25 protein-coding genes and 1 tRNA gene are annotated in these 22464 nt (G+C 68.2%); 14 read left to right on the top strand and 12 right to left on the bottom strand.

Annotated features, from left to right (window positions below):
• Positions 1 to 54: 54 nt before the first annotated feature.
• From rsmA to ACYVF6_RS37065, 4 genes are all read left to right on the top strand, one after another.
• The gene (gene rsmA, locus ACYVF6_RS37080; protein ID WP_460528506.1) at positions 55 to 954 is read left to right on the top strand and encodes a ribosomal RNA small subunit methyltransferase A; all 900 of its coding nucleotides are present in this window, start codon (positions 55 to 57) and stop codon (positions 952 to 954) included.
• The gene (locus ACYVF6_RS37075) at positions 951 to 1859 is read left to right on the top strand and encodes a 4-(cytidine 5'-diphospho)-2-C-methyl-D-erythritol kinase (RefSeq protein WP_460528504.1); all 909 of its coding nucleotides are present in this window, start codon (positions 951 to 953) and stop codon (positions 1857 to 1859) included. The genes rsmA and ACYVF6_RS37075 overlap by 4 nt, the downstream gene beginning before the upstream one ends.
• 227 nt (positions 1860 to 2086) lie before the next feature.
• Entirely contained in the window at positions 2087 to 3097 is a 1011-nt protein-coding gene (locus ACYVF6_RS37070; RefSeq protein WP_460528502.1) for a serine protein kinase RIO, read from the top strand.
• Between the two features lie 31 nt (positions 3098 to 3128).
• A complete protein-coding gene (locus tag ACYVF6_RS37065; protein ID WP_460528500.1) occupies positions 3129 to 3725 on the top strand; it encodes a pentapeptide repeat-containing protein in 597 nt (198 codons plus the stop codon).
• Positions 3726 to 3761: 36 nt separating this feature from the next.
• Here the strand turns inward: ACYVF6_RS37065 and ACYVF6_RS37060 are convergent, their stop codons facing one another.
• Positions 3762 to 5192, bottom strand: coding sequence for an alpha/beta hydrolase family protein (locus tag ACYVF6_RS37060; protein ID WP_460528498.1), 1431 nt, complete (start codon positions 5190 to 5192; stop codon positions 3762 to 3764).
• A gap of 82 nt (positions 5193 to 5274) precedes the next feature.
• Here ACYVF6_RS37060 and ACYVF6_RS37055 point away from each other — a divergent pair, with 82 nt between their 5' ends.
• The gene (locus tag ACYVF6_RS37055; protein ID WP_460528496.1) at positions 5275 to 5841 is read left to right on the top strand and encodes an ArsR/SmtB family transcription factor; all 567 of its coding nucleotides are present in this window, start codon (positions 5275 to 5277) and stop codon (positions 5839 to 5841) included.
• A gap of 204 nt (positions 5842 to 6045) precedes the next feature.
• Here the strand turns inward: ACYVF6_RS37055 and ACYVF6_RS37050 are convergent, their stop codons facing one another.
• On the bottom strand, positions 6046 to 6327 hold the full coding sequence (locus ACYVF6_RS37050; protein ID WP_460528494.1) for a hypothetical protein: 282 nt from the start codon (positions 6325 to 6327) through the stop codon (positions 6046 to 6048).
• A 307-nt stretch (positions 6328 to 6634) separates the two neighbouring features.
• Here ACYVF6_RS37050 and ACYVF6_RS37045 point away from each other — a divergent pair, with 307 nt between their 5' ends.
• Together ACYVF6_RS37045 and ACYVF6_RS37040 are read left to right on the top strand one after the other, a co-directional pair.
• Positions 6635 to 7612, top strand: a complete 978-nt coding sequence (locus ACYVF6_RS37045) for a helix-turn-helix domain-containing protein (protein WP_460528492.1) — start codon at positions 6635 to 6637, stop codon at positions 7610 to 7612.
• Positions 7518 to 7727, top strand: coding sequence for a DUF397 domain-containing protein (locus ACYVF6_RS37040; protein WP_460528490.1), 210 nt, complete (start codon positions 7518 to 7520; stop codon positions 7725 to 7727). The genes ACYVF6_RS37045 and ACYVF6_RS37040 overlap by 95 nt, the downstream gene beginning before the upstream one ends.
• A 93-nt stretch (positions 7728 to 7820) precedes the next feature.
• On the opposite strand, the gene ACYVF6_RS37035 is transcribed toward ACYVF6_RS37040, so the two are convergent.
• Positions 7821 to 9092 (bottom strand): mandelate racemase/muconate lactonizing enzyme family protein, encoded by a 1272-nt coding sequence (locus tag ACYVF6_RS37035; protein WP_460528488.1) that lies wholly within the window; start codon positions 9090 to 9092, stop codon positions 7821 to 7823.
• A gap of 55 nt (positions 9093 to 9147) precedes the next feature.
• Between ACYVF6_RS37035 and ACYVF6_RS37030 the strand changes: the two genes are divergently transcribed.
• Positions 9148 to 10956, top strand: a complete 1809-nt coding sequence (locus ACYVF6_RS37030; protein ID WP_460528485.1) for an ABC-F family ATP-binding cassette domain-containing protein — start codon at positions 9148 to 9150, stop codon at positions 10954 to 10956.
• Between the two features lie 6 nt (positions 10957 to 10962).
• Here ACYVF6_RS37030 and ACYVF6_RS37025 read toward each other — a convergent pair whose 3' ends face one another.
• Together ACYVF6_RS37025 and ACYVF6_RS37020 are read right to left on the bottom strand one after the other, a co-directional pair.
• Positions 10963 to 12432: an ABC transporter substrate-binding protein gene (locus ACYVF6_RS37025; protein ID WP_460528483.1), complete on the bottom strand. Its 1470-nt coding sequence runs from the start codon at positions 12430 to 12432 to the stop codon at positions 10963 to 10965.
• A gap of 68 nt (positions 12433 to 12500) precedes the next feature.
• On the bottom strand, positions 12501 to 14525 hold the full coding sequence (locus ACYVF6_RS37020; RefSeq protein ID WP_460528481.1) for a hypothetical protein: 2025 nt from the start codon (positions 14523 to 14525) through the stop codon (positions 12501 to 12503).
• A 283-nt stretch (positions 14526 to 14808) separates the two neighbouring features.
• On the opposite strand from ACYVF6_RS37020, the gene ACYVF6_RS37015 reads away from it, so the two are divergent.
• Positions 14809 to 15888, top strand: coding sequence for a cellulose binding domain-containing protein (locus ACYVF6_RS37015; protein ID WP_460528479.1), 1080 nt, complete (start codon positions 14809 to 14811; stop codon positions 15886 to 15888).
• Positions 15889 to 15895: 7 nt separating this feature from the next.
• Here ACYVF6_RS37015 and ACYVF6_RS37010 read toward each other — a convergent pair whose 3' ends face one another.
• From ACYVF6_RS37010 to ACYVF6_RS37000, 3 genes are read right to left on the bottom strand one after another with little or no spacing between them, the layout of a single operon-like run.
• Positions 15896 to 16357, bottom strand: coding sequence for a VOC family protein (locus ACYVF6_RS37010; protein WP_460528477.1), 462 nt, complete (start codon positions 16355 to 16357; stop codon positions 15896 to 15898).
• Complete coding sequence (locus ACYVF6_RS37005) at positions 16354 to 16869, bottom strand: SRPBCC family protein (RefSeq protein ID WP_460528475.1); 516 nt, start codon at positions 16867 to 16869, stop codon at positions 16354 to 16356. Before ACYVF6_RS37005 ends, ACYVF6_RS37010 begins: the two co-directional genes overlap by 4 nt.
• Positions 16866 to 17213 (bottom strand): ArsR/SmtB family transcription factor, encoded by a 348-nt coding sequence (locus ACYVF6_RS37000; protein ID WP_460528473.1) that lies wholly within the window; start codon positions 17211 to 17213, stop codon positions 16866 to 16868. Before ACYVF6_RS37000 ends, ACYVF6_RS37005 begins: the two co-directional genes overlap by 4 nt.
• Positions 17214 to 17299: 86 nt before the next feature.
• On the opposite strand from ACYVF6_RS37000, the gene ACYVF6_RS36995 reads away from it, so the two are divergent.
• Positions 17300 to 17917 carry a dihydrofolate reductase family protein gene (locus tag ACYVF6_RS36995; protein ID WP_460528470.1) on the top strand — a complete coding sequence of 206 codons (618 nt, stop codon included), beginning with the start codon at positions 17300 to 17302 and terminating at the stop codon, positions 17915 to 17917.
• Here ACYVF6_RS36995 and ACYVF6_RS36990 read toward each other — a convergent pair.
• From ACYVF6_RS36990 to ACYVF6_RS36975, 4 genes are all read right to left on the bottom strand, one after another.
• Positions 17890 to 17974 (bottom strand) — tRNA-Tyr (locus ACYVF6_RS36990). The two genes, ACYVF6_RS36995 and ACYVF6_RS36990, sit on opposite strands and share 28 nt — an antisense overlap.
• A 154-nt stretch (positions 17975 to 18128) precedes the next feature.
• Positions 18129 to 18938: an LLM class oxidoreductase gene (locus tag ACYVF6_RS36985; protein WP_460528468.1), complete on the bottom strand. Its 810-nt coding sequence runs from the start codon at positions 18936 to 18938 to the stop codon at positions 18129 to 18131.
• A gap of 182 nt (positions 18939 to 19120) precedes the next feature.
• Positions 19121 to 19573 carry an RrF2 family transcriptional regulator gene (locus ACYVF6_RS36980; protein WP_460528466.1) on the bottom strand — a complete coding sequence of 151 codons (453 nt, stop codon included), beginning with the start codon at positions 19571 to 19573 and terminating at the stop codon, positions 19121 to 19123.
• Between the two features lie 176 nt (positions 19574 to 19749).
• Positions 19750 to 20268: a MarR family winged helix-turn-helix transcriptional regulator gene (locus ACYVF6_RS36975; RefSeq protein WP_460528687.1), complete on the bottom strand. Its 519-nt coding sequence runs from the start codon at positions 20266 to 20268 to the stop codon at positions 19750 to 19752.
• 149 nt (positions 20269 to 20417) lie between these two features.
• On the opposite strand from ACYVF6_RS36975, the gene ACYVF6_RS36970 reads away from it, so the two are divergent.
• Genes ACYVF6_RS36970 through ACYVF6_RS36955 form a run of 4 tightly spaced genes read left to right on the top strand, consistent with a single transcriptional unit; the run spans position 20418 to position 22439 of the window.
• On the top strand, positions 20418 to 21218 hold the full coding sequence (locus ACYVF6_RS36970) for a class I SAM-dependent methyltransferase (RefSeq protein ID WP_460528465.1): 801 nt from the start codon (positions 20418 to 20420) through the stop codon (positions 21216 to 21218).
• Positions 21218 to 21724, top strand: coding sequence for a GNAT family N-acetyltransferase (locus ACYVF6_RS36965; RefSeq protein ID WP_460528463.1), 507 nt, complete (start codon positions 21218 to 21220; stop codon positions 21722 to 21724). Before ACYVF6_RS36970 ends, ACYVF6_RS36965 begins: the two co-directional genes overlap by 1 nt.
• Entirely contained in the window at positions 21721 to 22083 is a 363-nt protein-coding gene (locus ACYVF6_RS36960; RefSeq protein ID WP_460528461.1) for a VOC family protein, read from the top strand. Before ACYVF6_RS36965 ends, ACYVF6_RS36960 begins: the two co-directional genes overlap by 4 nt.
• An 11-nt stretch (positions 22084 to 22094) precedes the next feature.
• Entirely contained in the window at positions 22095 to 22439 is a 345-nt protein-coding gene (locus ACYVF6_RS36955) for a GatB/YqeY domain-containing protein (RefSeq protein ID WP_460528459.1), read from the top strand.
• The last annotated feature ends 25 nt before the right edge of the window (positions 22440 to 22464 follow it).

Here is a 22464-nt window from a genome sequence, read left to right as displayed (position 1 = left end):
GCCGCACGCGTGGTCCTTGCCGGCACTGTCCGTGCGGGCGGATAACGTTCGGATGTGAACGAGGCCCCGCACACCTCCGCCGGCACCGGAACTCCCCGCCTGCTCGGCCCGGCAGAGGTCCGTTCGCTGGCCGACGAGCTGGGCATCCGCCCGACCAAGCAGCGCGGCCAGAACTTCGTCACCGACCCCAACACCATCCGCCGGATCGTCCGGACCGCCGAGGTCGGCGAGCAGGACGTCGTGCTGGAGATCGGCCCCGGCCTGGGCTCGCTCACGCTCGGCCTGCTCGAGAACGCCGGCCACGTCATCGCCGTCGAGATCGACCAGGCGCTCGCCGACGCGCTGCCGGCCACGATCCGGCGGTTCGCGCCGGCCCAGCACGGCAACCTCACCGTCGTCCGGGCCGACGCCGTCAAGCTCCCGCCGCTCCCCGGTCCGCGCGAGCCGACGCTGCTCGTCGCCAACCTTCCGTACAACGTGGCCGTTCCTGTGCTGTTGCGCGTGCTCGAGGAGCTCCCGAGCCTGCGCCGCGCGCTGGTCATGGTGCAGCTCGAGGTCGCCGAACGCCTCGCCGCCGCGCCCGGCTCGAAGGTCTACGGCGTGCCGAGCGTCAAGGCCCGCTGGTACGGCACCGTGCGCCAGGCCGGGCTGGTCGGGCGCAACGTGTTCTGGCCGGCGCCGAGGGTCGACTCCGGCCTGGTGGCGTTCACCCGTACCGACCCGCCGACGACCGCCGCCGGGCGTAAGCAGGTGTTCACGGTCGTCGACGCCGCGTTCGCGCAGCGCAGGAAGACACTGCGGGCCGCGCTCTCGGCGCTCGCGGGTTCCGGCCCGCAGGCCGAGACCGCCCTCCGCGAGGCCGGCGTCGACCCGTCCGCACGAGGTGAGCAACTCGACGTGGCAGACTTCGCCCGGATCGCGGAGCGTCTGGTCGAGGTGGGGGTGCTGACATGAGCCGCGTGATCGTGCGTACGCCGGCGAAGATCAATCTCGCTCTGGTCGTCGGACCACTGCGCAGTGACGGCTTCCACGAGCTGGCGAGCGTCTACCAGGCGGTCGGGCTGTACGACGACGTGGCGGCCGAGTCCGTACCCGACGGGACCCTCACGGTCACCACGACCGGGCCGAACGCCGCCGAGGTACCCGACGGTTCCGACAACCTCGCGATCCGGGCCGCCCGCCTGCTCGCCGATCGTTGTGGCGTGTCGGACGGCGTGCACCTGCAGATCCACAAGGGCATCCCGGTCGCCGGCGGCATGGCCGGCGGCAGCAGCGACGCGGCCGCCGCGCTGGTCGCGTGCGACGCACTGTGGCGTACCGGCCTCGACCGCGCCGAACTCCTCGGGCTGGCCGGAGAGCTCGGCTCCGACGTGCCGTTCTGCGTGCTCGGCGGCATCGCCGTTGGCTCCGGGCACGGCGAGCTGGTCACGCCCGCGCTGGTCCGCGGCAGCTACTCCTGGGTGATCGCGCTGGCCTCCAACGGCATGTCGACGCCGCAGGTCTACGCCGAGCTCGACAAGCAGCGCGGCGACGAGCCGGTCGCCTCGCCGAAGGTGCCGGCCGACCTGCTGGCGGCGCTGCGTACCGGCGACGTCGCCCGGCTCGGCCAGACGCTGGTCAACGACCTGCAGCCGGTCGCCGTACGCCTGCGGCCCACGCTGGCTCGCCTGCTGGCCGAGGGTGAGGAACACGGCGCGCTCGGCGCGATGGTCTCCGGCTCCGGGCCGACCTGCGTGTTCCTGGCGCGCACCGGCGATCACGCGCTCGACCTGGCCGTACGCCTGTCCAGCTCGGGACTGTGCAGCTCGGTCACGACCGCGACCGGGCCGGTCAGTGGTGCCCGCGTGGTCTCCGGCTGAGAGGTCTACGAATAAATCGGTTGCGCGCGCGGTTGGTCCTAGTGCAAACTTCCCGCTGATCGGGTTACTCTGCGGGCCCGGCTGTTCATTGCTCATGAGGAGGTGCGACATGTCGACGACTGTCAGAGACGGCGTCTTCGTCCGTCCATGTCAGCACCTCTCCCGGAGCATCCTCTAAGCGCAGAGGCTCCTCGGTGGGGGTGCGAAATCCCCAAGGAGAAACCGCGTTGCGCAAGCGCGACCTCGAGCGTCTGCTGACGTCAGGCGTTCGTCATTCTGGAAATCTCGACGAAATCGACGAGCTCTACGACGAGCTCGACGCACCTGTGCAGAGCCGGATCGGGCGCAGGGAGCCGGACCGGGCCGAGTCACATGCACGTGGCCGGCTCACTGAGGAAGCCCGTGAACGGCTGGCCGAGGAACGCGAGGCGGTCGGCACGACCGACGACGGGCCTGGCGAGGGCCTGAAGTGGTCCAGCTGGGACGACGCCGAAGCCCGTGGTCCGGAGCCGATGCCCGAATGGGTGATCACCGAGCTGGCGGCTGTCGATCGGGAGCTCGGAGTCCTGAAAACCGGCAAGGAGGCCGAGGTCTATCTGCTGGAACGTTCGCTGCCCGAGACCGAAGCGGCGACGTTGATGGCGCTCAAGCGGTATCGGGCTGCCGATCACCGCAACTTCCACCGCGACGCGAGCTACCTCGAGGGGCGTCGCGTACGTGCGTCCCGCGAGATGCGAGCGATGGAGAAACGGTCCGCGTTCGGTCGCAACCTGATCGCGCAGCGGTGGGCGATCGCCGAGTTCGACGTGTTGTCGACGTTGTGGTCGGCGGGTGCACCGGTGCCATACCCGGTGCAGCGGATCGGTACGGAGGTGATGATGGAGTTCATCGGCACCTCCGACGGGACAGCCGCACCGCGGCTGGCGCAGACCGATCCGTCGGAGTCGGAGCTGGTCGACCTGTGGGAGCAGCTCGTCGAAGGGCTGGAGGCGATCGGGCGGCAGGGATGGACGCACGGCGACCTCTCGGCGTACAACGTCCTCGTCCACAAGGGCGAGCTGATCCTGATCGACCTGCCCCAGGTCGTCGACATCGTGTCGAACCCGCAGGGACGGGAGTTCGTCCGGCGGGACGTGCAGAACATCGGCGGCTGGTTCGCCGCTCGGGGGCTGCCCGACTCTGTGCGGGACGAGGCTGGGCTGGTCGACGAGATCTGCGAGGTGGCCGGCATGCCCTGACTGTCGGTAGGTGCGCCTAGGGTGAGGTCGCATGGAGGAGTACGCGGATCAGAAGTTCGCCGGGCTCGACTGGTATGGCAAAGAGTTCGGCAAGGAGCGGTATCTGCGCTGCGAGTTCCGAGATGTCGACCTCACCGAGGCGCGCAGCGATGGTGCGGTGTTCGAGGAGTGCGCGTTTCACAACTGCAAGCTCAACGCGTCGGAGCATCGTGCGTCGGCGTTCGTGGGGTGTCAGTTCCGGCGGACGTCGTTGTTCTCGGCGGTGCTCGACGGGTGCAAGCTGAGTGGAACCGTGTTCCTCGAGTGCACCCTGAGGCCGTTGAAGGTGTCGGGCGGGTTGTGGCGGGGTGTCGTGGCGCGCGGCGAAGACCTGTCTGGCGTGGACCTGACCGGCGTGCGGTTGGAGGAGTCCGACCTGTCGGACGCGATCCTGACCGACGCGGTGCTGCGCGATGTGGACCTGTCGTACGCCACGCTGCGGGGGACCCGGTTCGAGGGTGCCGACCTTCGGGGTGCACGCCTCGAGGCCGTGGACCTCAAGGCCGCGGTGTTGAAGGACACCAAGCTCGACGTGGCAGGCGCGGTGGCGCTGGCCGAAGCCTATGGAGCCGTCGTCGAGCCGGGCTGAGCCCGCGCTGCTGACCGGCGGATTTCCAGGCCCGCATCACGGGAGCAGCAGGCCCCAGTAGACCGCCCAGGGGACGAACGCGACGCCGGCAGTGAGGAGCAGCCCGAGCCGAACGCGTTCTCCACGCCGGGCCGTGCCGCCCGCACGCCACCAGGTGACCGCCGTGGCGACCACGCCGACGACGCCGACCACGGTCACCAGCGCGAGCCCTTGAAGGACGAGCCAGGGCAGCGGTCTGCCCGCGATGACCGGTCCGGGGTTCGGCGTCCTGCCCGCGGCCATCAGGTAGACGAGGTAGCCGAGGAGACCGATGGCAGCCGTGAGCCCCGCCCCGGACACCAGCCGGGCCCACCGGCTCACCGGTTCGACCCGCCGCCCGCGCAGCCGGCGCACCAGTGCGACCAGTGGGTAGCCCGTGAACGCCACGACGAACAGGGCGAAGACCGCGAGCTGTACCCAGCGCGACTCCCACCACGCCGACGGGTGCAGCTCGATGCTTCGGTACTCCTGCTCGGGCACCGCGGACGTCCCTTCGCCCGCGGCCAGGTGTCCGCCGGAGCGCACCCAGGAACCGACGAGCTCGGCGTAGCCGGGTGCCAGCTCCGCTCCCCGGGTGATCCCGCCGTCGGGGCTGGCGTGCGCGGCGTGGTCGGCGCCTGGGAAGAAGTGGAACGCGTAGCTCGTGTCGCCGCCACGCCGCAAAGCCTGGGCGAACAACGGCGGGTTGTCCTCGGGCGGTGTCTGCTGGTCACCGCCGCCCCAGATGGCGAGCAGTGGTTGCCGGACCCTTGCCAGCACGCCCTGAGCGTCGAAGTAGGCCTCGGCGAACAGGCCCGCATCGGCCCCGAGCCGCATGAAGTTGCGCTTCCCGCGGTCGATCAGTGAGCCCGTCACGCCTTGCCGCCGCAGCGAGGTGGTCTCGTTCCAGAGCTGCTGCCGGATCGGTGTCATCGCGTTGCCGCCCACGACGATCACGAACGCGACGTGGCTCGACCGGGACGCGGCCAGCGGTGCGACCCAGCCGCCCTCGCTGAGCCCCCAGACGCCCACCCGGGCGGGGTCGACGCCGGGCCGGCCGCGCAGCGCGTCCACGGCCCCGAGCGCGTCGGTGGCCAGCTCGGAGTACGAGCGGCGGAACAGCGTATAGCCGGCCGATCGCTTGTCGTAGATCAGAGTCGCGATGCCCTGGCGTGCGAACTCCGTGGCCTCGGTGAGCAGATGCTCGCGCGGAACGCCCGACCCGGAGCCGGTGACGAGCACGACGCCCGGCACCCGGGCAGCCTCGGGCTTCGCGGGCGCCAGGACCGTGCCGTGCAGGGTCAGGCCACCGAATCCGGTGAAGCTCAGGTCGGTGGACGTCAGCCCTGCCGGCGCCGGGATCGATCCGCCGTCAGGAGTGGCCGCGGCGGCGGGCAGGCCGGTGAGGCCGAGCAGGGCCAGCAGCAGAACGAGAGCAGATCTCCTCATGTCGCCCGACAGTAGTCTGCAGAGAAACTTCTGCATAGGTTTCTCTGCATAAATTTCTCTGTAACCCCGCTATGCTGCCTCCATGAGCGATGACTCCGTCCCTGTGATCCTGGAGGATCCGGGACAGCTCAAGGCGCTGAGCCACCCCATGCGCCGGCAGATCCTGCATCAGCTCCGGGTCCACGGCCCGGCGACGTCGACCACGATCGGCGAGGTGCTCGGCTCCAACACGGGCACGACCAGCTATCACCTGCGCCAGCTGGAGAAGCATGCCTTCATCGAGGAGGTCCCCGAACGAGCCGGTGGGCGGGAGCGCTGGTGGCGGATCGCCAGGACCCCGCGCGACCTTCGCCTGCCCACACCGGAGGCGCTGAGCCCCGAGGACCGGCCGGCGCTCACCGAGTTGATGACCGTCTGGTACACCGAAGACCAGGCGTTGCTCGGCCGGCTGCCGGCGGCATACGAACGGGACCGCGAGTGGACGAGGGTGTCGCGTGGGTTCACCCACATGACCGAGGCGGATCTCGCGGAGTTCTTCGAGGCGTATCTGGAACTGCTGCGAAGGCACGGCCATCGCGCCGAGGACGCACCACCCGGCGCGCGTCCCGTCTATGTTCGGCTCTTCGCGCTCCCCGCGGACGAGGACTGACGGCTGTCAGCCGCGGTTCGGGCCGCTCGCGATCGCGATGGCTTGGACCATGTCAGCTTGGATGGTCTCTAAGAAGTAGGGCCGGTACGCGTTCGGCATCGGGGGCGAGACCGCCCGGCGACGCTGTCGGAGGTGCGCCACCAGGTCAATGGCCAGCTCGCGCTTTCCCGCCCCTACTTCCTAGACACCCTCCAAGCTGATCACCTACCAGTCCAGTGGTGAGGACATCGAGCCGTCGGCAACCGGGAGCTCGTCGTACATGACGAGACGGGTGCTGCCGTCGTGTCCGTGGATGGCTTCGACGTCGGCGAGGGATTCGTAGACGTTGACGGATGGGCGCTTACCGCACCAGGCGAGGCTGACCTTGCCGTTGGGGTAGACAGTGCCCCAGGCCACCACCCCTGTGCCTGAAACGCCAGAGGTGTCATGGCTGCGAAAAAGCTGAAACCGACATGGCATCACCGTCACCGCTGTGGCGATGGACATGGCCTGGTCCCCTCCGTCCACTAAATGAACCACCACGTTTGTCCGGGTGGATGTGTCCTAAGTGGAGTCCTACGGGCCGCCGCGCAGGGAATGGGCCGGGGTCTACGACGGCCCGCAGGGATCTCTAGCGTTACATGCTCGGCACGGAAGGTCAAGCAAATCTTCCCAGGAAATTTTCTGGATCACGTCTGCCGGTGCGAACGTGTCGGAGAGAGCTGGCGAGGTAAGAAGAGATGAGTCTGAAAGGGTTGCGCAATCCGCCCGAGCGAGTCAGACTGAACGCTAGTCACGCATAGGGGAGGCTCGGATGCCCAGAGTTAGTGGACCGACGATCCCGCGCTGGCGGCTCTCAGCCAAGCTCAAGGAACTGCGCGAGCAAGAGGGACTCACCCCTGAGGCCGTCGCCGCGGAGCTGGACTGTTCCCCGTCGAAGATCAAGAAGATCGAGGCGGGGGTCGTCGGCGTCGACAAGGCCGAGCTCGAATACATGCTCAACAAGCTCTACAAGGTCGAAGACGAAGAGCTTCGCGAGGTTCTGTTCGACTGGCAGAGACAGGGCAAGAACAAGGGCTGGTGGGTCAAGCTCGGAACGCTGAACCGCCACACCGCGACCCTGATCGGCCTCGAGTCCTCCGCCTTGCGCATTCGTATGTACGAACCGATGGTCATCCCCGGCCTGTTGCAGACCGAGGAGTACGCCAAGGCCATCGACTCTATGCACACACTTGCGCCTCCGTTGACCCGGAAGAAGATCGTCGAGACCCGCATGGAGCGCCAGAAGCAGTTCTGGACTGGGGAGGCCGACCCCACGCGGTTCTGGGCGATCGTTGACGAGGCAGCGCTATGGCGTGAGGTCGGTGGACCCACTGTCATGCATGCACAGCTGATGCGGATCCTCGAGCTCACCGCGCAGTGCACCTTTCAAGTCGTCCCGTTCGAAGCCGGCGGCTACCCAGGAACGCTTGGCAACATGACCATCTTCGATTTCGAAGAGGACATTCATGATCCAGTCGTCTACGTGGACAGCCAAGCAGGGATTTTCTACCTGGAGCAGGAGTCGGACATCAAACGGGCGAACCTGGCGTTCGGCCACATGACAGCGGTCGCCCTCAGCCCCGGCGAATCCGCGCGGTTGGTCATGAAGATCGCCAGGGAAATGGATCAACGAAAGAAGGAGAAGGAGGCGAGTAATGCGGAACGAGCTGTTACGCAAGGCCCAGTGGCGGAAGTCACGGGCCTCGCAGCTCAACGGCAACTGCGTCGAGGTAGCGAGTCTCGACCGTAACTGCTTTGCGGTTCGCGACTCCAAGGATCAGAGCGGTCCAGCCCTGATCTTCGACGTGTCTGATTGGGCCGGTTTCACGGCCGAAGCCAAAAAGGGACTCTTCGCTCTGCGCTAACGCCTGCCTAGCGTACGAGCGTTTTTTGAGTCTCAACTGGAAAACCCCCGAACGAGCCTCTCTCCGTTCGGGGGTTTTTCGTGTCCGGAAAAGCTAAGCCTGGCGGCGGATGTCGTGAACGGGCTGCCGGCCGGCCCGTTCGAACAGCTCCGCCCATTCCGGCGTTCCGTCGTCGACGCGGACCTCGAACCGCACTCCACGTTCCTGCACCGGATGGTTGCCGGCCAGGAAGTCGACCCACATCTGGTTCGAGCTGACGTAGTGCACAGTCCGGCCGGACGGCCAGGTCACGGTGAGGATGTGCTTGCGCTCAGGGATGGAGTGCGGCTTCGGCATCCGGTAGCGCTCCACCGCCTCCTCGTCGACCACGATGCCGAGGCCGGGGGTGTCGGGCGCCTTGACGTAGCCGTCCTGGATCAGCAGCGGGTCGACCAGGAGGTCGTCGGCGTAGTTGTTCATCGCCGTCACCGCGGGCCAGCGCGCGTTCGTGAGCACCGATCCGATGTGCGCGCAGAGCGCGGTCGTGATGCCGGTGCCGACCATCTGCAGCCAGAAGTTCTTGCCGTACTCCGCGCACAGCGCGCCCTGCCGGGCCATCTCGTTGATGCCGCGCTCGACCACGAACCCGTCGACGGCCTCCTGCCGCATCCAGGCGTGGAACGGGTGGGCCTTGAGGTGGGCGGCGAGCGGCCGGGCGATCTTCGAGCGCATCTGGGAGTAGCCCTCGAGGTCGTAGTGCGGGATCGGCGTCTCGTAGATCGCGACCCGCGGGCTCTGGTCGAGCTCCTGCAGGACGGGGATCGCGTCCGCGGCCGTGACCAGCATGCCGTTCCAGTCGAGGTCGAGCTTGTAGTGGTCGGGGGTGGCAGCGGTGATCGCCTCGACCTGCTCGTAGACGTCGAACCACGGGCGCGGCTTGAACTTGTGGAACGCGTAGCCGGCGGCGACCGCCTCCCGCGCCTCGGCGGCGAGCTCGGCCGGCGGCATCTTGGTGTTCCACCAGGCGATCGGGCACCACTCGCGGACGCGCGGGCCGATCAGCGTGGAGACCGGCACCTCGAGGGCCTTGCCGACCACGTCGTAGATCGCCATCTGCAGGCCCGGCCCGAGCGAGTCGTCGCCGAGGAAGTCGGCGGCGTTGCGACCCCGGACCTTCGCGATCGCCGCGTCGCTGACCCGGCTCCAGTTGTAGAAGAGGATCGTCTCGCCGAAACCGGTGATGCCGGCGTCGGTGCTGAGCTTGATCACCTCGACGACCGACCAGTCCCAGACCTTCAGCTGGTTCCACTCCTGGCAGCGCGGGGTGAACGGGACGTTGACGACAGTGCGCTCGACGTCGGTGATCTTCAACGGAGCAATCGGCATCTTTCTATGGTGCCCAGATACTCTCGACGACGGCGTTAACCAAGACGGGAGCTTGATGGCCAACCTGGTCAATCTGGAACGAGTCGGAAAAGCGTACGACGTACGCAAGTTGCTCGACGGTGTGAGCCTCGGCGTGGCCGAGGGCGAGCGGATCGGCGTCGTCGGTGCGAACGGCACGGGCAAGACGACCCTGCTGCGCGTGCTCGCCGGTGTCGAGCCGCCCGACTCCGGGCGGGTCGCGCAGGCGAGCGGCCTGCGAGCCGGCCTGCTCGCGCAACAGGACACCCTCGACCCGGCCTTGACCGTCGCGGCGGCCGTGGTCGGCGACCGGCCCGAGCACGAGTGGCAGTCCGACCGCCGCGTACGCGACATCCTGTCCGGACTGCTCGCGGACGTGCCGTATGACAAGCAGATCGGCATGCTGTCCGGCGGCGAGCGGCGGCGAACCGACCTGGCCAGGTTGCTGATGCACGAGCACGACCTGCTGCTGCTCGACGAGCCGACCAACCATCTCGACATCGAGGTCACGAACTGGCTGGCCAAGCACCTGGTGGCGCGCCGCGAAGCTGTCGTCGTGGTGACACACGACCGGTGGTTCCTGGACGAGGTGTGCACCTCGACCTGGGAGCTGGTCGACGGGCGGGTCGAGGCCTACGAGGGCGGGTACAGCGCCTACGTTCTGGCCAAGGCCGAGCGGGGCCGGCAGGCCGAGGCCGCCGAGACGCGGCGGCAGAACCTCATGCGCAAGGAGCTGGCCTGGCTGCACCGGGGCGCGAAGGCGCGTACGTCGAAGCCGAAGTTCCGGCTCGACGCGGCCGCCGCGCTGATCGGGAACGAGCCGCCGCCCCGCGACACCGTTGAGCTGGCGCAGTTCGCGACGACCCGGTTGGGCAAGACCGTGGTCGACCTGGAGGACGTCGACATCGTCCGAGGTACGCGCACCCTGCTCGGGCGTCTGACCTGGCAACTCGGCCCGGGGGACCGGATCGGCGTGGTCGGCGTCAACGGCGCCGGGAAGACCAGCCTGCTGCGCGTACTCGCAGGTGAGGACGAGCCGACGGCCGGGCGTGTGACGTTCGGCAAGACGGTCGCGCTGGGACATCTGGCACAGGAGCCGGGGATCCTCGACCCACAGGATCAGGTGCTGGACGCGATCGAGAAGATCCGCCGGGTCATCAAGCTCGGAGCCGCCAAGGTGCGCGGCGGCGTCGTGCAGGCGAAGGGCCCGGACGTCAGCGTGATGCCGCTGCTGGAACGCTTCGGCTTCCGCGGCGGCATGCTGCAGACCCGCGTCGGCGACCTGTCGGGCGGCGAGCGGCGGCGGCTGGAGCTGCTGGCGCTGCTGCTGGAGGAGCCGAACGTCCTGCTGCTGGACGAGCCGACCAACGACCTCGACATCGAGACGCTGCAGGTGATCGAGGACTACCTCGACGGCTGGCCTGGATCGCTGGTGGTCATCACCCACGACCGCTATTTCCTGGAGCGGGTCACCGACTCCGTCTGGGCCCTCCTCGGCGACGGCGGCTTCGGCATGCTGCCCGGCGGCGTCGACGAGTACCTCGAGCGCCGCCAGGCTGGAACTGTTGCCGGCTCCGGCAGCGCGGCGCCGGCACCGCCGACGGCCGCCGCGGCCGAACGCAGGTCGGACGCGGCCGAGAAACGCGCGGCCTCCAAGGAGCTGGCCAGGCTGGAACGCCAGCTCGCCAAGCTCACCGACCGCGAGTCCAAGCTGCATGCCGCCCAGGCCGAGCACGCCAGCGACTACGAACGCCTGATGGAGCTGGACACCGAACTACGTGAGGTGCAGGCCGACAAGGAAGCCGCCGAGACCCGCTGGCTCGAGCTCGCCGAGTTCGTGGAGTGAGCTGGCTCAGTCGGCGCACGAGGGGCTGGCTTGCTTCCCGCTCGTCGACGGCGACACCAGCCCCAGGAAGCACCCCGATCCGTTCCCCCGCAACTGCAGAATGGCCATCGTCTTGTCTTCCGGGTTACCGCGCTGGTCGAATGAGATAGCTCCGCTTGCGCCCACAACGGCGCCGCTCCTGCCATGGAGCTGTGACAGCTGCTGCGTCACGTTCGCCGGTATGACGTTGCGATGCGTCGCGCGGATCGCCCGCACGGTCACCAGCACAGCGTCGTGGCCCATGATCGCCAACCCATCGTCGAGCGATTCGCCCTGGAACAAAGCCGGAAAGCTGTCCGACGTCTCGGCGTCCGTGAACCGCATGGCAAGGGGGTCGCGTCCATCGCCCGGCTTCCACATGTCCGGATGTGCGAGCGAGGTAAAACGCAGCTGCACCAGCCCTTCCTCGATGCCCGCGCGCATCCGGCCTGCGGGGAGGTTGGAGGCATCGTCGCCAGTTAGAATGGTGACAGGCCGGTCGTTGTCGCAGGGGTGCGCACCAAGCTGATCCAGCAACGCCTCAAGTGCGCTGCTGCGACCAGCGAAGTACACGACATCAGGCTTTTCGCCGCCACCACCGCAGATCTCCGGACGCATGTTCAGTACGAGGTTCGCTGGGTCTGGATCGTCCAATCCGGAGCTGTAACTCTCCGGCCTGGCAACGAAGCGATGGCTCGTGTCGGCGAACTCCCGTACGAACGCGGTAGCCAACGACTTCGAGTACAGGTCGTCGACGTCCTGGATCAGGAGGGCCGTCCTCGCTCCGAGTGCCTGCTTGGCGTAGGTCGCGGCGGCCGCGCCCTCCTGACTGTTCGTCGGCGCGACCCGAACAAGCGTGGGCAGACCGGCCTTGCTGACGGCGACCTGATCGGCCGTGATGACCGAACCAACTACCGGGATGGGATTTCTTTCACCGTAGGCGGCCAACGCCACGGCGCCTGCCTGGAGCTCTGGTGTGCTCGGTCCGAGCTCGACGACCGCCACCACGCGGTCCGATGAGCCGCCTCGGTGTTTGATCTCCTCGACTGCGTATTGCCACTGTTGCGCTCGGCTGCCGCTGTTTGCGATCAGCAGCTGGACGTACGGCGTCCCGCCGTACTGCTTGGTTCGGTTGGCCGCCCGCTGGGCGACGAACGCACCTTGCAGTTGGTGGAGTATGCCTTCTGCCGAGATGATGTCGTTCTTGCCGCGAGTGATCGGTCCGAGCAGCACGACGCTCACGTATGACTCTTGCTGCCGAACCCAGCGGTTCTCTCGACGAATCTTGGCCTCGACGTCCGCGAGGTCGCGCCGAAAGACCACCTCTCCATCGGTAACGCCGACGCATTCCTTCAACGGTCCGAGCTTGACAACCCCAGGTCCGCACGTAGCCGGGCGGTTGACCGTCCGGACAACAAGTCCAATCAGGCAACCGAGCAAGATCACAGCGGAGATCATCAGCAGTCTCCGCCGGCTTCGTCGTCGCCTCGTCGGCGCAGCGATGGGGGTTGGAGCGATCGTTGATGTCATGAGAGGCGGCCCTCATCCTTGTAACGCTTGGCTGCTGCGTGCAGCTGCGCTGTGTTGACCGGGATTTCGTCGGAGACCGAACGCAGCTTGCTCGCTACCACCGAACCGAGCGTCCGGTGAGGATCGAGCATGGGATCGTTGTGGACCCAGAGCGCTGCGACAAGTGACGTGGTGATCGGGTACTCCCTGCAGAAGGGCGCCTCTGACGCATGCACCGCATCAGCGACCAGTCGATCCATCCTGTCTTCAGGTGACTCGCCAGCCCTTCGCTGAGTCGGTTGCACCGGAGCGGACGTGATCGCGTTCAGCGCCGCCAGCCAAGTTTGGGTGTCGACGGGCCGCTGCTGCTGTAGGGCTTCGACGAGTTCGAGCACGACCTGCGGCAGCTCGCCGAGTGCGAGTGCGTGGTACAGCCGCCGCGTCGCGATTGGCTCGTTGCCCGTAGGAGCGGATCGAAATACGTGATGTGCCGCGGTCCAGTCAGGGGCATCGCGGTCGTTGCGCTGGGCCAACTCTGTCAGCAGGAAACGACGCACCCAGGGATGGATCACCGACAGAGGTTTCGTGACGCCCAGAAGGTCCTTGGCTTCGGGCCGGGCGAGCCATAGTCGGTCCGCCAACTCGGCGTGGAGTTCTTCGGCCGCCCGCGAGTCGAGCCAAGCGGCGAGTCCCGCTTGCAGGTCAGGAGCCGCGGCCGAACTGATCAGCGCTTGGAGTTGGCGTTTCGAAAGATCTGGGAGCAGACCGGCTAGCATCTTTTCGTCGTCGAACGGCGGTTGGTCCAGAACGGCCCGGAGGCCGGCCTCATCGACGTCGGCATAGGTGGCGACAGCGTCCCGAACCGCCCGCGCCACCTGTGCTACCGCTCTCGGGTGGCCGGCGGTCAGCCGATGGAGAAAGTCAGCCAGGTGTTCGTACCTCGAGCCCAGTTCGTCGCGCACGAATTCCGCGACCTCGCTCGGTCTGAGATCCCGCAGCGCGATTGGGTACCAGGACTGGGTCGAGTCCGCCCAGGCCGCGGATACCTCGCACCAGTCCGCGCGGCTGGCGCTCTCAGGCGAACGAACCTGGAGCTCTTGCCGTGCTGCAGAGCGCTGCGTCCTGCCGGTTCCGTGTTCAGGTGCAGCGAGCCAGGTCCAGTGCCTGCTCAGCGGTTCGAGCCAGCGTTTGCTGGTCGCGACGACCAAGGCCGGGTCGGCCGTTCTGGTTCGAGCGTGGACGATTGCCCGCAGCAGTCTGATTCCCGCAGGAGCGTGGACGTTGTCGAGCAGGACCGCACACTTGACGGATCGGCCGTCCTCGCGGGCGGTTCCCCCACACCTGAAGGCGGCGTTCAGATCGGCCAGGAAGGCAGCGCAGAGCGTGTGCTCTGTTCGTTCCGCGGCTGATTCGGTCGACCGGTCGGACAGCGCGAACTCAAGGAGCGCCTCGAGGCCAGATCCAGCCTGTTGATCCGACTGCTCCTCATACCAGGACAGTGCGCGGCTGTAACGCGCATAGAGCGCCCGCTCGGTGGCTGCTATACGGGCGATGAAAGGGCTAAGTGAGCGAATCCAGCCGCTCAGGCCGAACGCGCCTGTCAGAACCTGAAGGCCGGGATCGGCGAGCGCTTCAACGTCCTTCAGCCCGGACTTGTCGCGCAAGGCCTTCAGGACGGCAGTGCGCTCCGGTTCCCGGTCCGCCGCGGTCAAAGCGAGCCGCACGATCGCGTAGCGAGGAAACCTGACTCGGCCGAATCCGGTCCACGGTCGGCACAGGGCGCCAACCATTCGGTCGAGAACTGGTGTAATTGCTGGAAGGGGGAATTCGGCAAGATCCAGTTTTAGGAAAGGAAGCGATCCTACCTTCTTGAGGCGCACCCGCATCGCGTCCAGGAGGGCCGTCTTACCACCTCCTGGCGGGCCGAGCAGGATGATGATCGGCAACGGACGACCGCTTTCCGTGGTCTCGGGAACCAAGCAGTCCTGGATGAACTGGTCGATCCCTGCCCGCCCATACGTCGCGTTTCCAGAGTCTTCCACAGTCCCTACCCGTTAACAGAGAAGAAGGGGCCAAATAGCTTTCCCTACCCCGGCCTCCGGAAGTGACTATGGCAGCCGCGCGACGGCATGGCAAGAATTCCGGCAAAAGTAGTTGATCTGACTTTTCGCGAAGCCGAAATGGCCGGATTCCACGCCCCAGCCCTGCAGCGACGCGGCGGCTCCTGCTCTGTTCGACAGGGCCTTTTACGCGCGGCGGATCGGACCTATCATCGATACGAGGCCTGGGCGCATGATCACCTAACCCTGAAGCGGAGAACTGGTCATGCTGAGAAAGTCCGCGTTCCCTGCTCTACTCGTCGCGCTGTTGCTGGCGTTGTCCGTCGTCGCGATCGGACGTGCGCTGCCGGCGGCCGCCGCGCCGGTACGGATCATGGCGCTGGGCGACTCGATCACCGGCTCGCCCGGCTGCTGGCGCGCGCTGCTGTGGAATCGTTTGCAGACCACCGGCTACACCAACATCGACATGGTGGGAACGTTGCCGCCGCAAGGGTGCGGGGTGACCTACGACGGCGACAACGAAGGCCACGGCGGGTTCCTCGCCACCAACGTGGCCAACCAGAACCAACTCGTCGGCTGGCTGGCGGCCACGCATCCGGACATCGTGATGATGCACTTCGGCACCAACGACGTCTGGAGCAACATCCCGCCGGCCACGATCCTCGCCGCGTTCAGCACGCTGGTCGACCAGATGCGCGCCAGCAACCCGGCGATGAAGATCCTGGTCGCGAAGATCATCCCGATGAACCCCAGCAACTGCGCCGACTGCGGCCAGCGCGTCGTCGCGTTCAACAACGCGATTCCGGCCTGGGCGAGCGGCAAGACGACCGCGCAGTCGCCGATCACGGTCGTCGACCAGTGGACGGGGTTCAACACCGCGACCGACACCTACGACGGCGTGCACCCGAACGCCGCCGGCGACCAGAAGATGTCGAACGGGTGGTACCCGCCGCTCACCGCTGCGCTCTCCGGCACCCAGCCGACGACCACCCCGACGGTGACCGTGACGCCCACGACCCCCACCGCTCAGCCGGGTGCGCGCTGCGCGGCGACCTACCAGGTCGCGAGCGCGTGGCAGGGTGCGTTCCAGGGCGTGATCACCGTGACGAACACCGGCACGGTGCCGATCAACGGCTGGGTCGTCACCTGGACGTTCCCGAACGGTCAGGTGATCTCGCAGTCCTGGAGCGGTGTCCTCACCCAGTCGGGCGCGAACGTGACGGTACGCAACCTGACGTGGAACGGCCGGCTCGAGCCGGGGCAGTCGGTGTCGGCCGGGTTCATCGCGAGCTGGAACGGCACCAACCCGCCACCGGCCGCGCTGACCTGTACGCCGGCCGCCTAGACGGTGTCTACCTCCAGGGCATGTGCTGCAGGCACCAGGTGTTGCCGTCGGGGTCGGCGAAGTACGCGTAGAGGACGCCGCCCAGGTCCTCGACCTCGCTGATCTCGACGCCCTGCTCGACGAGCTTGGCGCGCGCGGCCTCGATGTCGGCGACCACGAGGTGCAGGCCGCGCAACGTGCCCGGAGGCATGTCGACGTTCGGTACGCCCTCGGCCAGCGTGATCGAGCAGGCCGAGCCGGGCGGCGTGAACTGCACGATGCGTACGCCCTCGCCCGGCGTGACGTCGACGTCGAGCCGGAACCCGAGCTTGTCCTGGTAGAACGCCTTGGCCCGGTCGATGTCGGTGACCGGCACGATGACGAGCTCCAGTAGCAGTGCTCCGGGCGGCACCGGCGGGTTACCGGGTTCGTTGGTGACTTCCGAAGCGTGGGCGGGGACCTCGGTGGTGGGGGTGGGTGTGTCGCTCATGGCTGGGGCCTTTCGTTGTCGAGGTGGGGGAGGTCGGCGAGGGCGGCGGCGAGGCGGTCGTACGCCTCGCCCGCGCCACGTTCCATCGGGGTTCGGACAACCAGGTCGCGGATCTCGGAGGAGGAGTAGCGTGCGGTCACGGTCATGGCGGTCGTGCCGTCGGCCTCGTCGAGGATGGTCGTGACGAGCGCCTCACCCTCGGGCCAGCCGCCGTGGATCTCGGTCTGGACGATGCGTACGGGCGAGGTGACCTCGCGGTACTCGCCGTACATCTCCATCTCGGCGCCGTCCGGTCCGGCCGAGACGAACCGCCAGGCGCCGCCAGGTCGCAGGTCGACCTCGCAGACGGTGAGCTGCCAGCCGCGGGCACCGTGCCAGCGGGTGAGCAGGTCCGGCTCGGTGAGCGCGGCGAAGACCAGCGGCGCGGGAGCGGCGAACGTACGGGTGAGCACGAGATCGGTGTCTCCGCGCGCGGTGACCCGCAGGCCGAGCCCGGGATGTGGAGAGGTCACGCTGCTCCGTCCCGCAGGTCGTTCTGCAGGTCGTTCAGGAGGTCGTCGAGGCGCTGGTAGCTCGACTCCCAGTAGTCGCGGTAGTCGGCCAGCCAGGCCGTCGCCGCCTTGAGCGGCTCGGCTTCCAACCGGCACGGCCGGCGCTGCGCGTCGCGCCCGCGGCTGACCAGGCCGGCCCGCTCGAGCACCCGCAGGTGCTTGGAGACAGCCGGCTGGCTCATCGCGAACGGCGCGGCCAGCTCGGTGACCGTCGCCTCGCCCGCGGCCAGCCGGGCGAGGATCGCCCGCCGGGTGGGGTCGGCGAGCGCCGCGAACGTGGCGTCCAGCGTGTCGATTGCAGCCATTCCCATAACCTCTCGGTTCCATAACCTGATGGTTTTCTACGTGCTAAGGTCCCGGTTTGTCAAGCTCCACGCAGGAAGGAACGCGAGTGGCAAAGGTCTACGCGCAGGCGTCCGTCTCGTTGGACGGCTACATCGCCGGCCCTGGTCAGACCGGCTTCGACAAGCTGTTCGCCTGGTGCACGGCCGGTCCCGTCGAGACGCCGTCGGCCGATCCGGAACGGCTGACCTACCGCACCTCCGAGGCGACCGCCCGGTATCTCCGTGGTGTGCAGGGGCACACCGGCGCCTACGTCATCGGCCGGATGCTGTTCGACCTGACCTCGGGATGGAACGGCCGGCACCCGGGCGGCCTGCCGGTGTTCGTCGTCACCAGCCGGCCGGCGCCCGCCGGATGGGAGCCCTCGACGCCGTTCACGTTCGTCGGTGACGGCGTGGAGAGTGCGATCGCGCAGGCGCGGGCGGTGGCCGGCGATCTGGACGTCGGCGTCGGACCCGGCCGTACGGTGACCGCGGCGCTGCAGGCCGGCCTGCTCGATGAGTTGCTGATGGACGTCGTTCCGGTCGTGCTCGGCGGCGGCACTCCGATGCTGCCGGACGTCGGCGACGCCGGACCCTTCGGTTTCACCCGGGCCGAGGTGATCGACGGAATCGGCGTGACCCACCTGGTCTATCGCTGTGGGGCGGGTGGGATTCGAACCCACTGAGAACCAGCGCCACCCGGGTTACAGCCGGGCCCGACTCTCCAACGTCGGCGCCGCCCCTTGTACGAGGTCGGCGGCGCGCACTCGGGGGTCAGCCGAGAACAGGCAGGACCGAGCCGCGGCGCGCGCCGGAACGCGCGGTGCGATATCGCCGGCTCAGGGGTCCTTCCATGACCGCCAGCATGGCCGGAACGGGAGTCGGCCCGCAATCGAATTAGTGCGATGCGGCCCGCAGCTCCGCTGCGAACTCGTAGTCGCGCTTCCAGCCGGCCCCGGTCGGCGCCAGGATCAGGCGCTCCGTACCGGCCTCGGCGTACGCGGCCAGCTGCTCGGCCGCCTTCCCCGGCTCGCTGTCGAGCGCTGGTCCCACGACTGTCGCGCGGGGGACCGCGCGGCCGTACCGATCCGCGAGCGAGCCGAGCTGTGCGAGCTGGCCGGCCACCTCGGCGGGTGAAAGCCCGATCGAGATCCAGCCGTCGCCGAACTCGGCGGCCCGGCGCAGTGCCGCCTTCCCGTTCCCCGCGATCAGCAGTGGCGGCATCGCGGATCCCGGCGCCAGCGTGACCTCCAGATCGGGCGCCAGCTCGGTCGGCGAGCCCGTGACCAGCCCCGGCAGCACCCGCAACGCCTCGTCCGTACGACGGCCGCGGTCCTCGAACGACGTACCCGCCGCGCGCCATCCGACGTCGCCGTGCACCGGATTGCCGGTGCCGACGCCGAGCAGAAGCCGCCCGCCCGACACCAGCTGCAGGCTGCTGACCTGCTTGGCCGCCCACGCGACCGGCCGAAGCGCGAGCAGCAGGACGCCGTACCCGATCCTGATCCGATCCGTCACCGCGGCGGCCGTCGAGAGGACGACCGTGCTGTCCAGCATGGGTGCGCTGGCCACCAGGTGGTCGGTGGACCAGACCGAGCCGAGCCCGGCCGCCTCGGCGAACCGCGCGCTCTCGCGGACGTCGCCGAGGATCGGCTGGGCGGGATCCGGGGTGGAAGTCGGCAGGATCGCGCCGATCTCGATCGTCACATCAGCCCGCAACCGGCACGGTCGCCGGCCTGTTCCCGAAAACCGGCGTAACGGCCCTCAACGAAAGAAAACGACGCGCGGTAACGGGACCAAGGTCCCCAGTGATAGGTACTTGAGGTCCTCCCCGGACGCAGAGCGTGAGCGCACGATAAAAGTGCGCGGAATTGCACAACGCTCTGGCATCACCGCGGTTTCCAAGCGTCGGGGGAGTCGAGCAGCTCGCGGACGTGCGTGGGTAGGTCGCCCGTGGCGACCTGGGCAAGGCTGGTTTCGTCCAGTACGCGGCGAACAGCCGCCCTGGTCGCAACCCACACCGTTTGCAAATGCTCGGCTACCCCGGCGTAACGCGCCTGTTCAGGTCGCATCCCCCGAACTCCCGCCAGCGGGCCGTCGACCGCGCGCAGCACATCGCCCACCGAAATCTCGGTTGCCGGCCGGTTGAGTGTGTAGCCCCCCTCCGCGCCGCGCTGGCTGCGAACCAGCCCGGCTCGCCGGAGGTCGGCGAGGATCGCTTCGGTGAATTTGTACGGCAAGGACTGCGCGTCGGCGAGCGCCTGCGCGGTCACCGTCGCCGGTGCGACCGTCAGTTCCAACATTGCGCGGACGGCGTAGTCCGCTCGTGCCGAGATTTGCACGCCCTCATCATGCCTTGTGTCGTGACCCAGTGGTACGGCAGCTTGGCGATCCACTCACCGCGAACGGCCACGTGAGAGCGTCAGATGACGTCGCCTGGGGCTGGTTCGCCGACCGGCGGATGCCGTAGTCCTTGAGGGTGGCCGATCCAGTGGCAGCGCGGGCAGCAGCGCCCGGCTCAGTGCGTGCGTTCGTCGAACGGGATCACCAGGCGGCGCAGGAGACCGGCCAGGTTTCGCCGGTCGTCGTCGGGGAGGCCCGCGAGCAGTGCGTGCTCGTGCTCCAGCAGCCCGGCCAGTGCGGCGTCCACCCGCTGTTGCCCGGCCTGGGTCAGCCGGACGCGTACACCTCGCCGGTCGGCGGGATCGGGCAGTCGCTCGACGAGCCCCTTGCTGGTCAGCCGGTCGATCCGGTTGGTCATGGTGCCGCTGGTGACCAGCGTCTGCGTGAGCAGCCGGGTCGGCGACAGCTCGTACGGCGTGCCGGCTCGCCGCAGCGCCGTCAGCACGTCGAACTCCCATGGCTCGAGGTCGTGCGCCGCGAACACCAGGCGCCGCGCCCGGTCGAGGTGGCGCGCCAGCCGGCTGATCCGGGACAGCACCTCGAACGGCGACACGTCGAGCTCCGGCAGCTCTCGCCGCCAGGCCGCGACCAGGCGGTCGACCTCGTCGGTTGCGCCCTGACCGCTTGTTCCCAGCGCCTGCTCAGCGGCCGCCGGGTGATTGACACTGTCCACGGGGTCCAGCTTACCGAGCCCAGATTTCGGTCAAGAATCTTGACATCAAGACAATCGTCGAGATACAACTTATCTCGACGTCAAGACAAATGGGAAGGCACAGAGCAGGCATGACGACCGTGGAGTGGAACCCCCAGCAGTACCTCCGGTTCGCTGACCAGCGCGCACGCCCCTACTACGACCTGATGGCCCGGGTCGGCGCCGACTCGCCTATACGCATCGTCGACCTCGGCTGCGGGCCGGGCAACCTCACCGAGACGCTGCTCGACCGCTGGCCGGACGCGTATGTCGAAGGGATCGACTCCTCGCCCCAGATGATCGAGTCGGCCAAGCGACTGGAGCAGGCCGGCCGGCTGTCGTTCCAGGTCGGCGACCTGCGCGACTGGAAGTCCGGCCAGCCCGTCGACCTGCTGATCAGCAACGCCACGCTGCAGTGGATCGACGACCACCTCGAGCTGCTCCCGTCACTCGTCGAGCAGGTCGTGCCCGGTGGGTGGTTCGCGTTCCAGGTGCCGGGCAACTTCCAGGAGCCGAGCCACCGGCTGCTGGTCGAGCTGGCCAGCTCGCCCGCGTTCGCCGAGCACTTCACCGGCCGCGAGCTGCGCGTACCCCATTCCTACGACCCGGCGATCTACCTGGATGCGCTGGAGCGGACCGGTTGCGTCGTCGACGCGTGGGAGACGACGTATCTCTACCTCCTGCAGGGCGAGGACCCCGTGCTGGAGTGGATCAAGGGCACGGGCGCGCGGCCGTACCTCCAGGCGCTGCCCGACGACGAGACCAGGAGCGCGTTCGAGGACGCCTACCGTGAGAGGCTGCGGGAGGCGTACCCACCAAGGCCGTACGGCACCGTGCTGCCGTACCGGCGGATCTTCGCCGTTGCCCAGAAGCCGAACGAAACGGATGCGTGATGGGTGAGCTGCTGGTCAGGGAAGCGACGCCGGAGGACCTGCCGGCGATCATCCGGATGCTCGCGGCCGACGCGATCCGGTCCGGCGTGAGCGACGCGCTGGCCGACGACTACCCGGCCGACGGCTCGCCGGTGGCGCCGGAGTATGTCTCGGCGTTCGAGGAGATCACCGCTGACCCGAACGTCTTGCTGCTGGTCGGCGAACTGGGCACCGAGATCGTGGCGACGTGCCAGGTCACGTTCCTGCGGCACCTGATCTACCGCGGGCCGCTGTTCGCGCAGGTCGAGTCGGTCCGTACGGTCACGCACCTGCGCGGCCAGGGGATCGGGCGGACGTTGATGGAGTGGGTGATCGAGGAGGCGCGGCGGCGTGGGGCGATGCGCGTGCAGCTGACGTCGAACCTGCAGCGCGAGGACGCACACCGGTTCTACGAGCGGCTCGGCTTCGTGGGCAGTCACCTCGGCATGAAGCTCAACCTCGCTCCGGACGCCGAGGGCCAGGCGTGAGGCTGCATCACGTTCAGGTGTCGTGCCCGCCGGACGGCGAGGCCGCGGCCCGGTCGTTCTACGCCGGTGCGCTCGGGCTGGTGGAGGTCGAGAAGCCGGCGGCGCTGGCAGCGCGGGGCGGCGCATGGTTCCGCTCGGCCACCGGCGACGCCGAGGTGCACGTCGGCGTGGAGCAGGGGTTCGGGCCGGCGAAGAAGGCCCATCCGGCGTTCGTCGTCTCCGACATCGACGGCCTGGCCGCACAGGTCGAGGACGCCGGGTTCCCCGTCGAGTGGGACGACCTGTTTCCGGGCTACCGCCGGTTCTACACCGCGGACGGCAACGGAAACCGGGTTGAGATCCTCGCCCCGGTTGGGTAGACGGATCTGACATGTCCGTACGAGACCAGTTGCAGGCCGATCTGAAGACGGCGCTGAAGGCGCGCGACCGGGTGGCGAGCTCCACGATCCGCTCGCTGCTCGGTGCGATCGCCAACGCCGAGGCGGTGGAGGCGCCGGCGGAGGATCGCAGCGTGGCACCGCTGGGCGCGGTCGGCGTCGGCGTGGGCGAGGTGGATCGCCGGGAGCTGACCGAGGCCGAGATTCTCGCCGTCATCCGGGCGGACGCCGACGAACGGGCCGCGGCGCTGGAGCACGCCGAGGCGCACGGCCGGACGGACGCGGCCGAACGGCTGCGGGCCGAATCCGGCGTTCTGGCGCGCTACCTCTCCGCCTGAGGGCGCATACCACCGTAGGCTCGCG

It is taken from the genome of Flindersiella endophytica (genome assembly GCF_054779015.1).
Note: the sequence above shows the minus strand (reverse complement) of the source record. Positions and strands in the feature narration are given on the sequence as shown.

Bases quoted from the DNA above. Each gene is read 5' to 3' on its own strand.
- ACYVF6_RS37035 (WP_460528488.1), bottom strand. From the start codon at position 9,092: ATGCCGATTGCTCCGTTGAAGATCACCGACGTCGAGCGCACTGTCGTC.
- ACYVF6_RS37065 (WP_460528500.1), top strand. From the start codon at position 3,129: ATGGAGGAGTACGCGGATCAGAAGTTCGCCGGGCTCGACTGGTATGGC.
- ACYVF6_RS37040 (WP_460528490.1), top strand. From the start codon at position 7,518: ATGCGGAACGAGCTGTTACGCAAGGCCCAGTGGCGGAAGTCACGGGCC.
- ACYVF6_RS37000 (WP_460528473.1), bottom strand. From the start codon at position 17,213: ATGGCTGCAATCGACACGCTGGACGCCACGTTCGCGGCGCTCGCCGAC.
- ACYVF6_RS37045 (WP_460528492.1), top strand. From the start codon at position 6,635: ATGCCCAGAGTTAGTGGACCGACGATCCCGCGCTGGCGGCTCTCAGCC.
- ACYVF6_RS37055 (WP_460528496.1), top strand. From the start codon at position 5,275: ATGAGCGATGACTCCGTCCCTGTGATCCTGGAGGATCCGGGACAGCTC.
- ACYVF6_RS37060 (WP_460528498.1), bottom strand. From the start codon at position 5,192: ATGAGGAGATCTGCTCTCGTTCTGCTGCTGGCCCTGCTCGGCCTCACC.
- ACYVF6_RS37030 (WP_460528485.1), top strand. From the start codon at position 9,148: ATGGCCAACCTGGTCAATCTGGAACGAGTCGGAAAAGCGTACGACGTA.
- ACYVF6_RS37050 (WP_460528494.1), bottom strand. From the start codon at position 6,327: ATGTCCATCGCCACAGCGGTGACGGTGATGCCATGTCGGTTTCAGCTT.
- ACYVF6_RS37010 (WP_460528477.1), bottom strand. From the start codon at position 16,357: ATGAGCGACACACCCACCCCCACCACCGAGGTCCCCGCCCACGCTTCG.
- ACYVF6_RS36970 (WP_460528465.1), top strand. From the start codon at position 20,418: ATGACGACCGTGGAGTGGAACCCCCAGCAGTACCTCCGGTTCGCTGAC.
- ACYVF6_RS37015 (WP_460528479.1), top strand. From the start codon at position 14,809: ATGCTGAGAAAGTCCGCGTTCCCTGCTCTACTCGTCGCGCTGTTGCTG.
- ACYVF6_RS36965 (WP_460528463.1), top strand. From the start codon at position 21,218: ATGGGTGAGCTGCTGGTCAGGGAAGCGACGCCGGAGGACCTGCCGGCG.
- ACYVF6_RS37025 (WP_460528483.1), bottom strand. From the start codon at position 12,432: ATGATCTCCGCTGTGATCTTGCTCGGTTGCCTGATTGGACTTGTTGTC.
- ACYVF6_RS37075 (WP_460528504.1), top strand. From the start codon at position 951: ATGAGCCGCGTGATCGTGCGTACGCCGGCGAAGATCAATCTCGCTCTG.
- ACYVF6_RS36955 (WP_460528459.1), top strand. From the start codon at position 22,095: ATGTCCGTACGAGACCAGTTGCAGGCCGATCTGAAGACGGCGCTGAAG.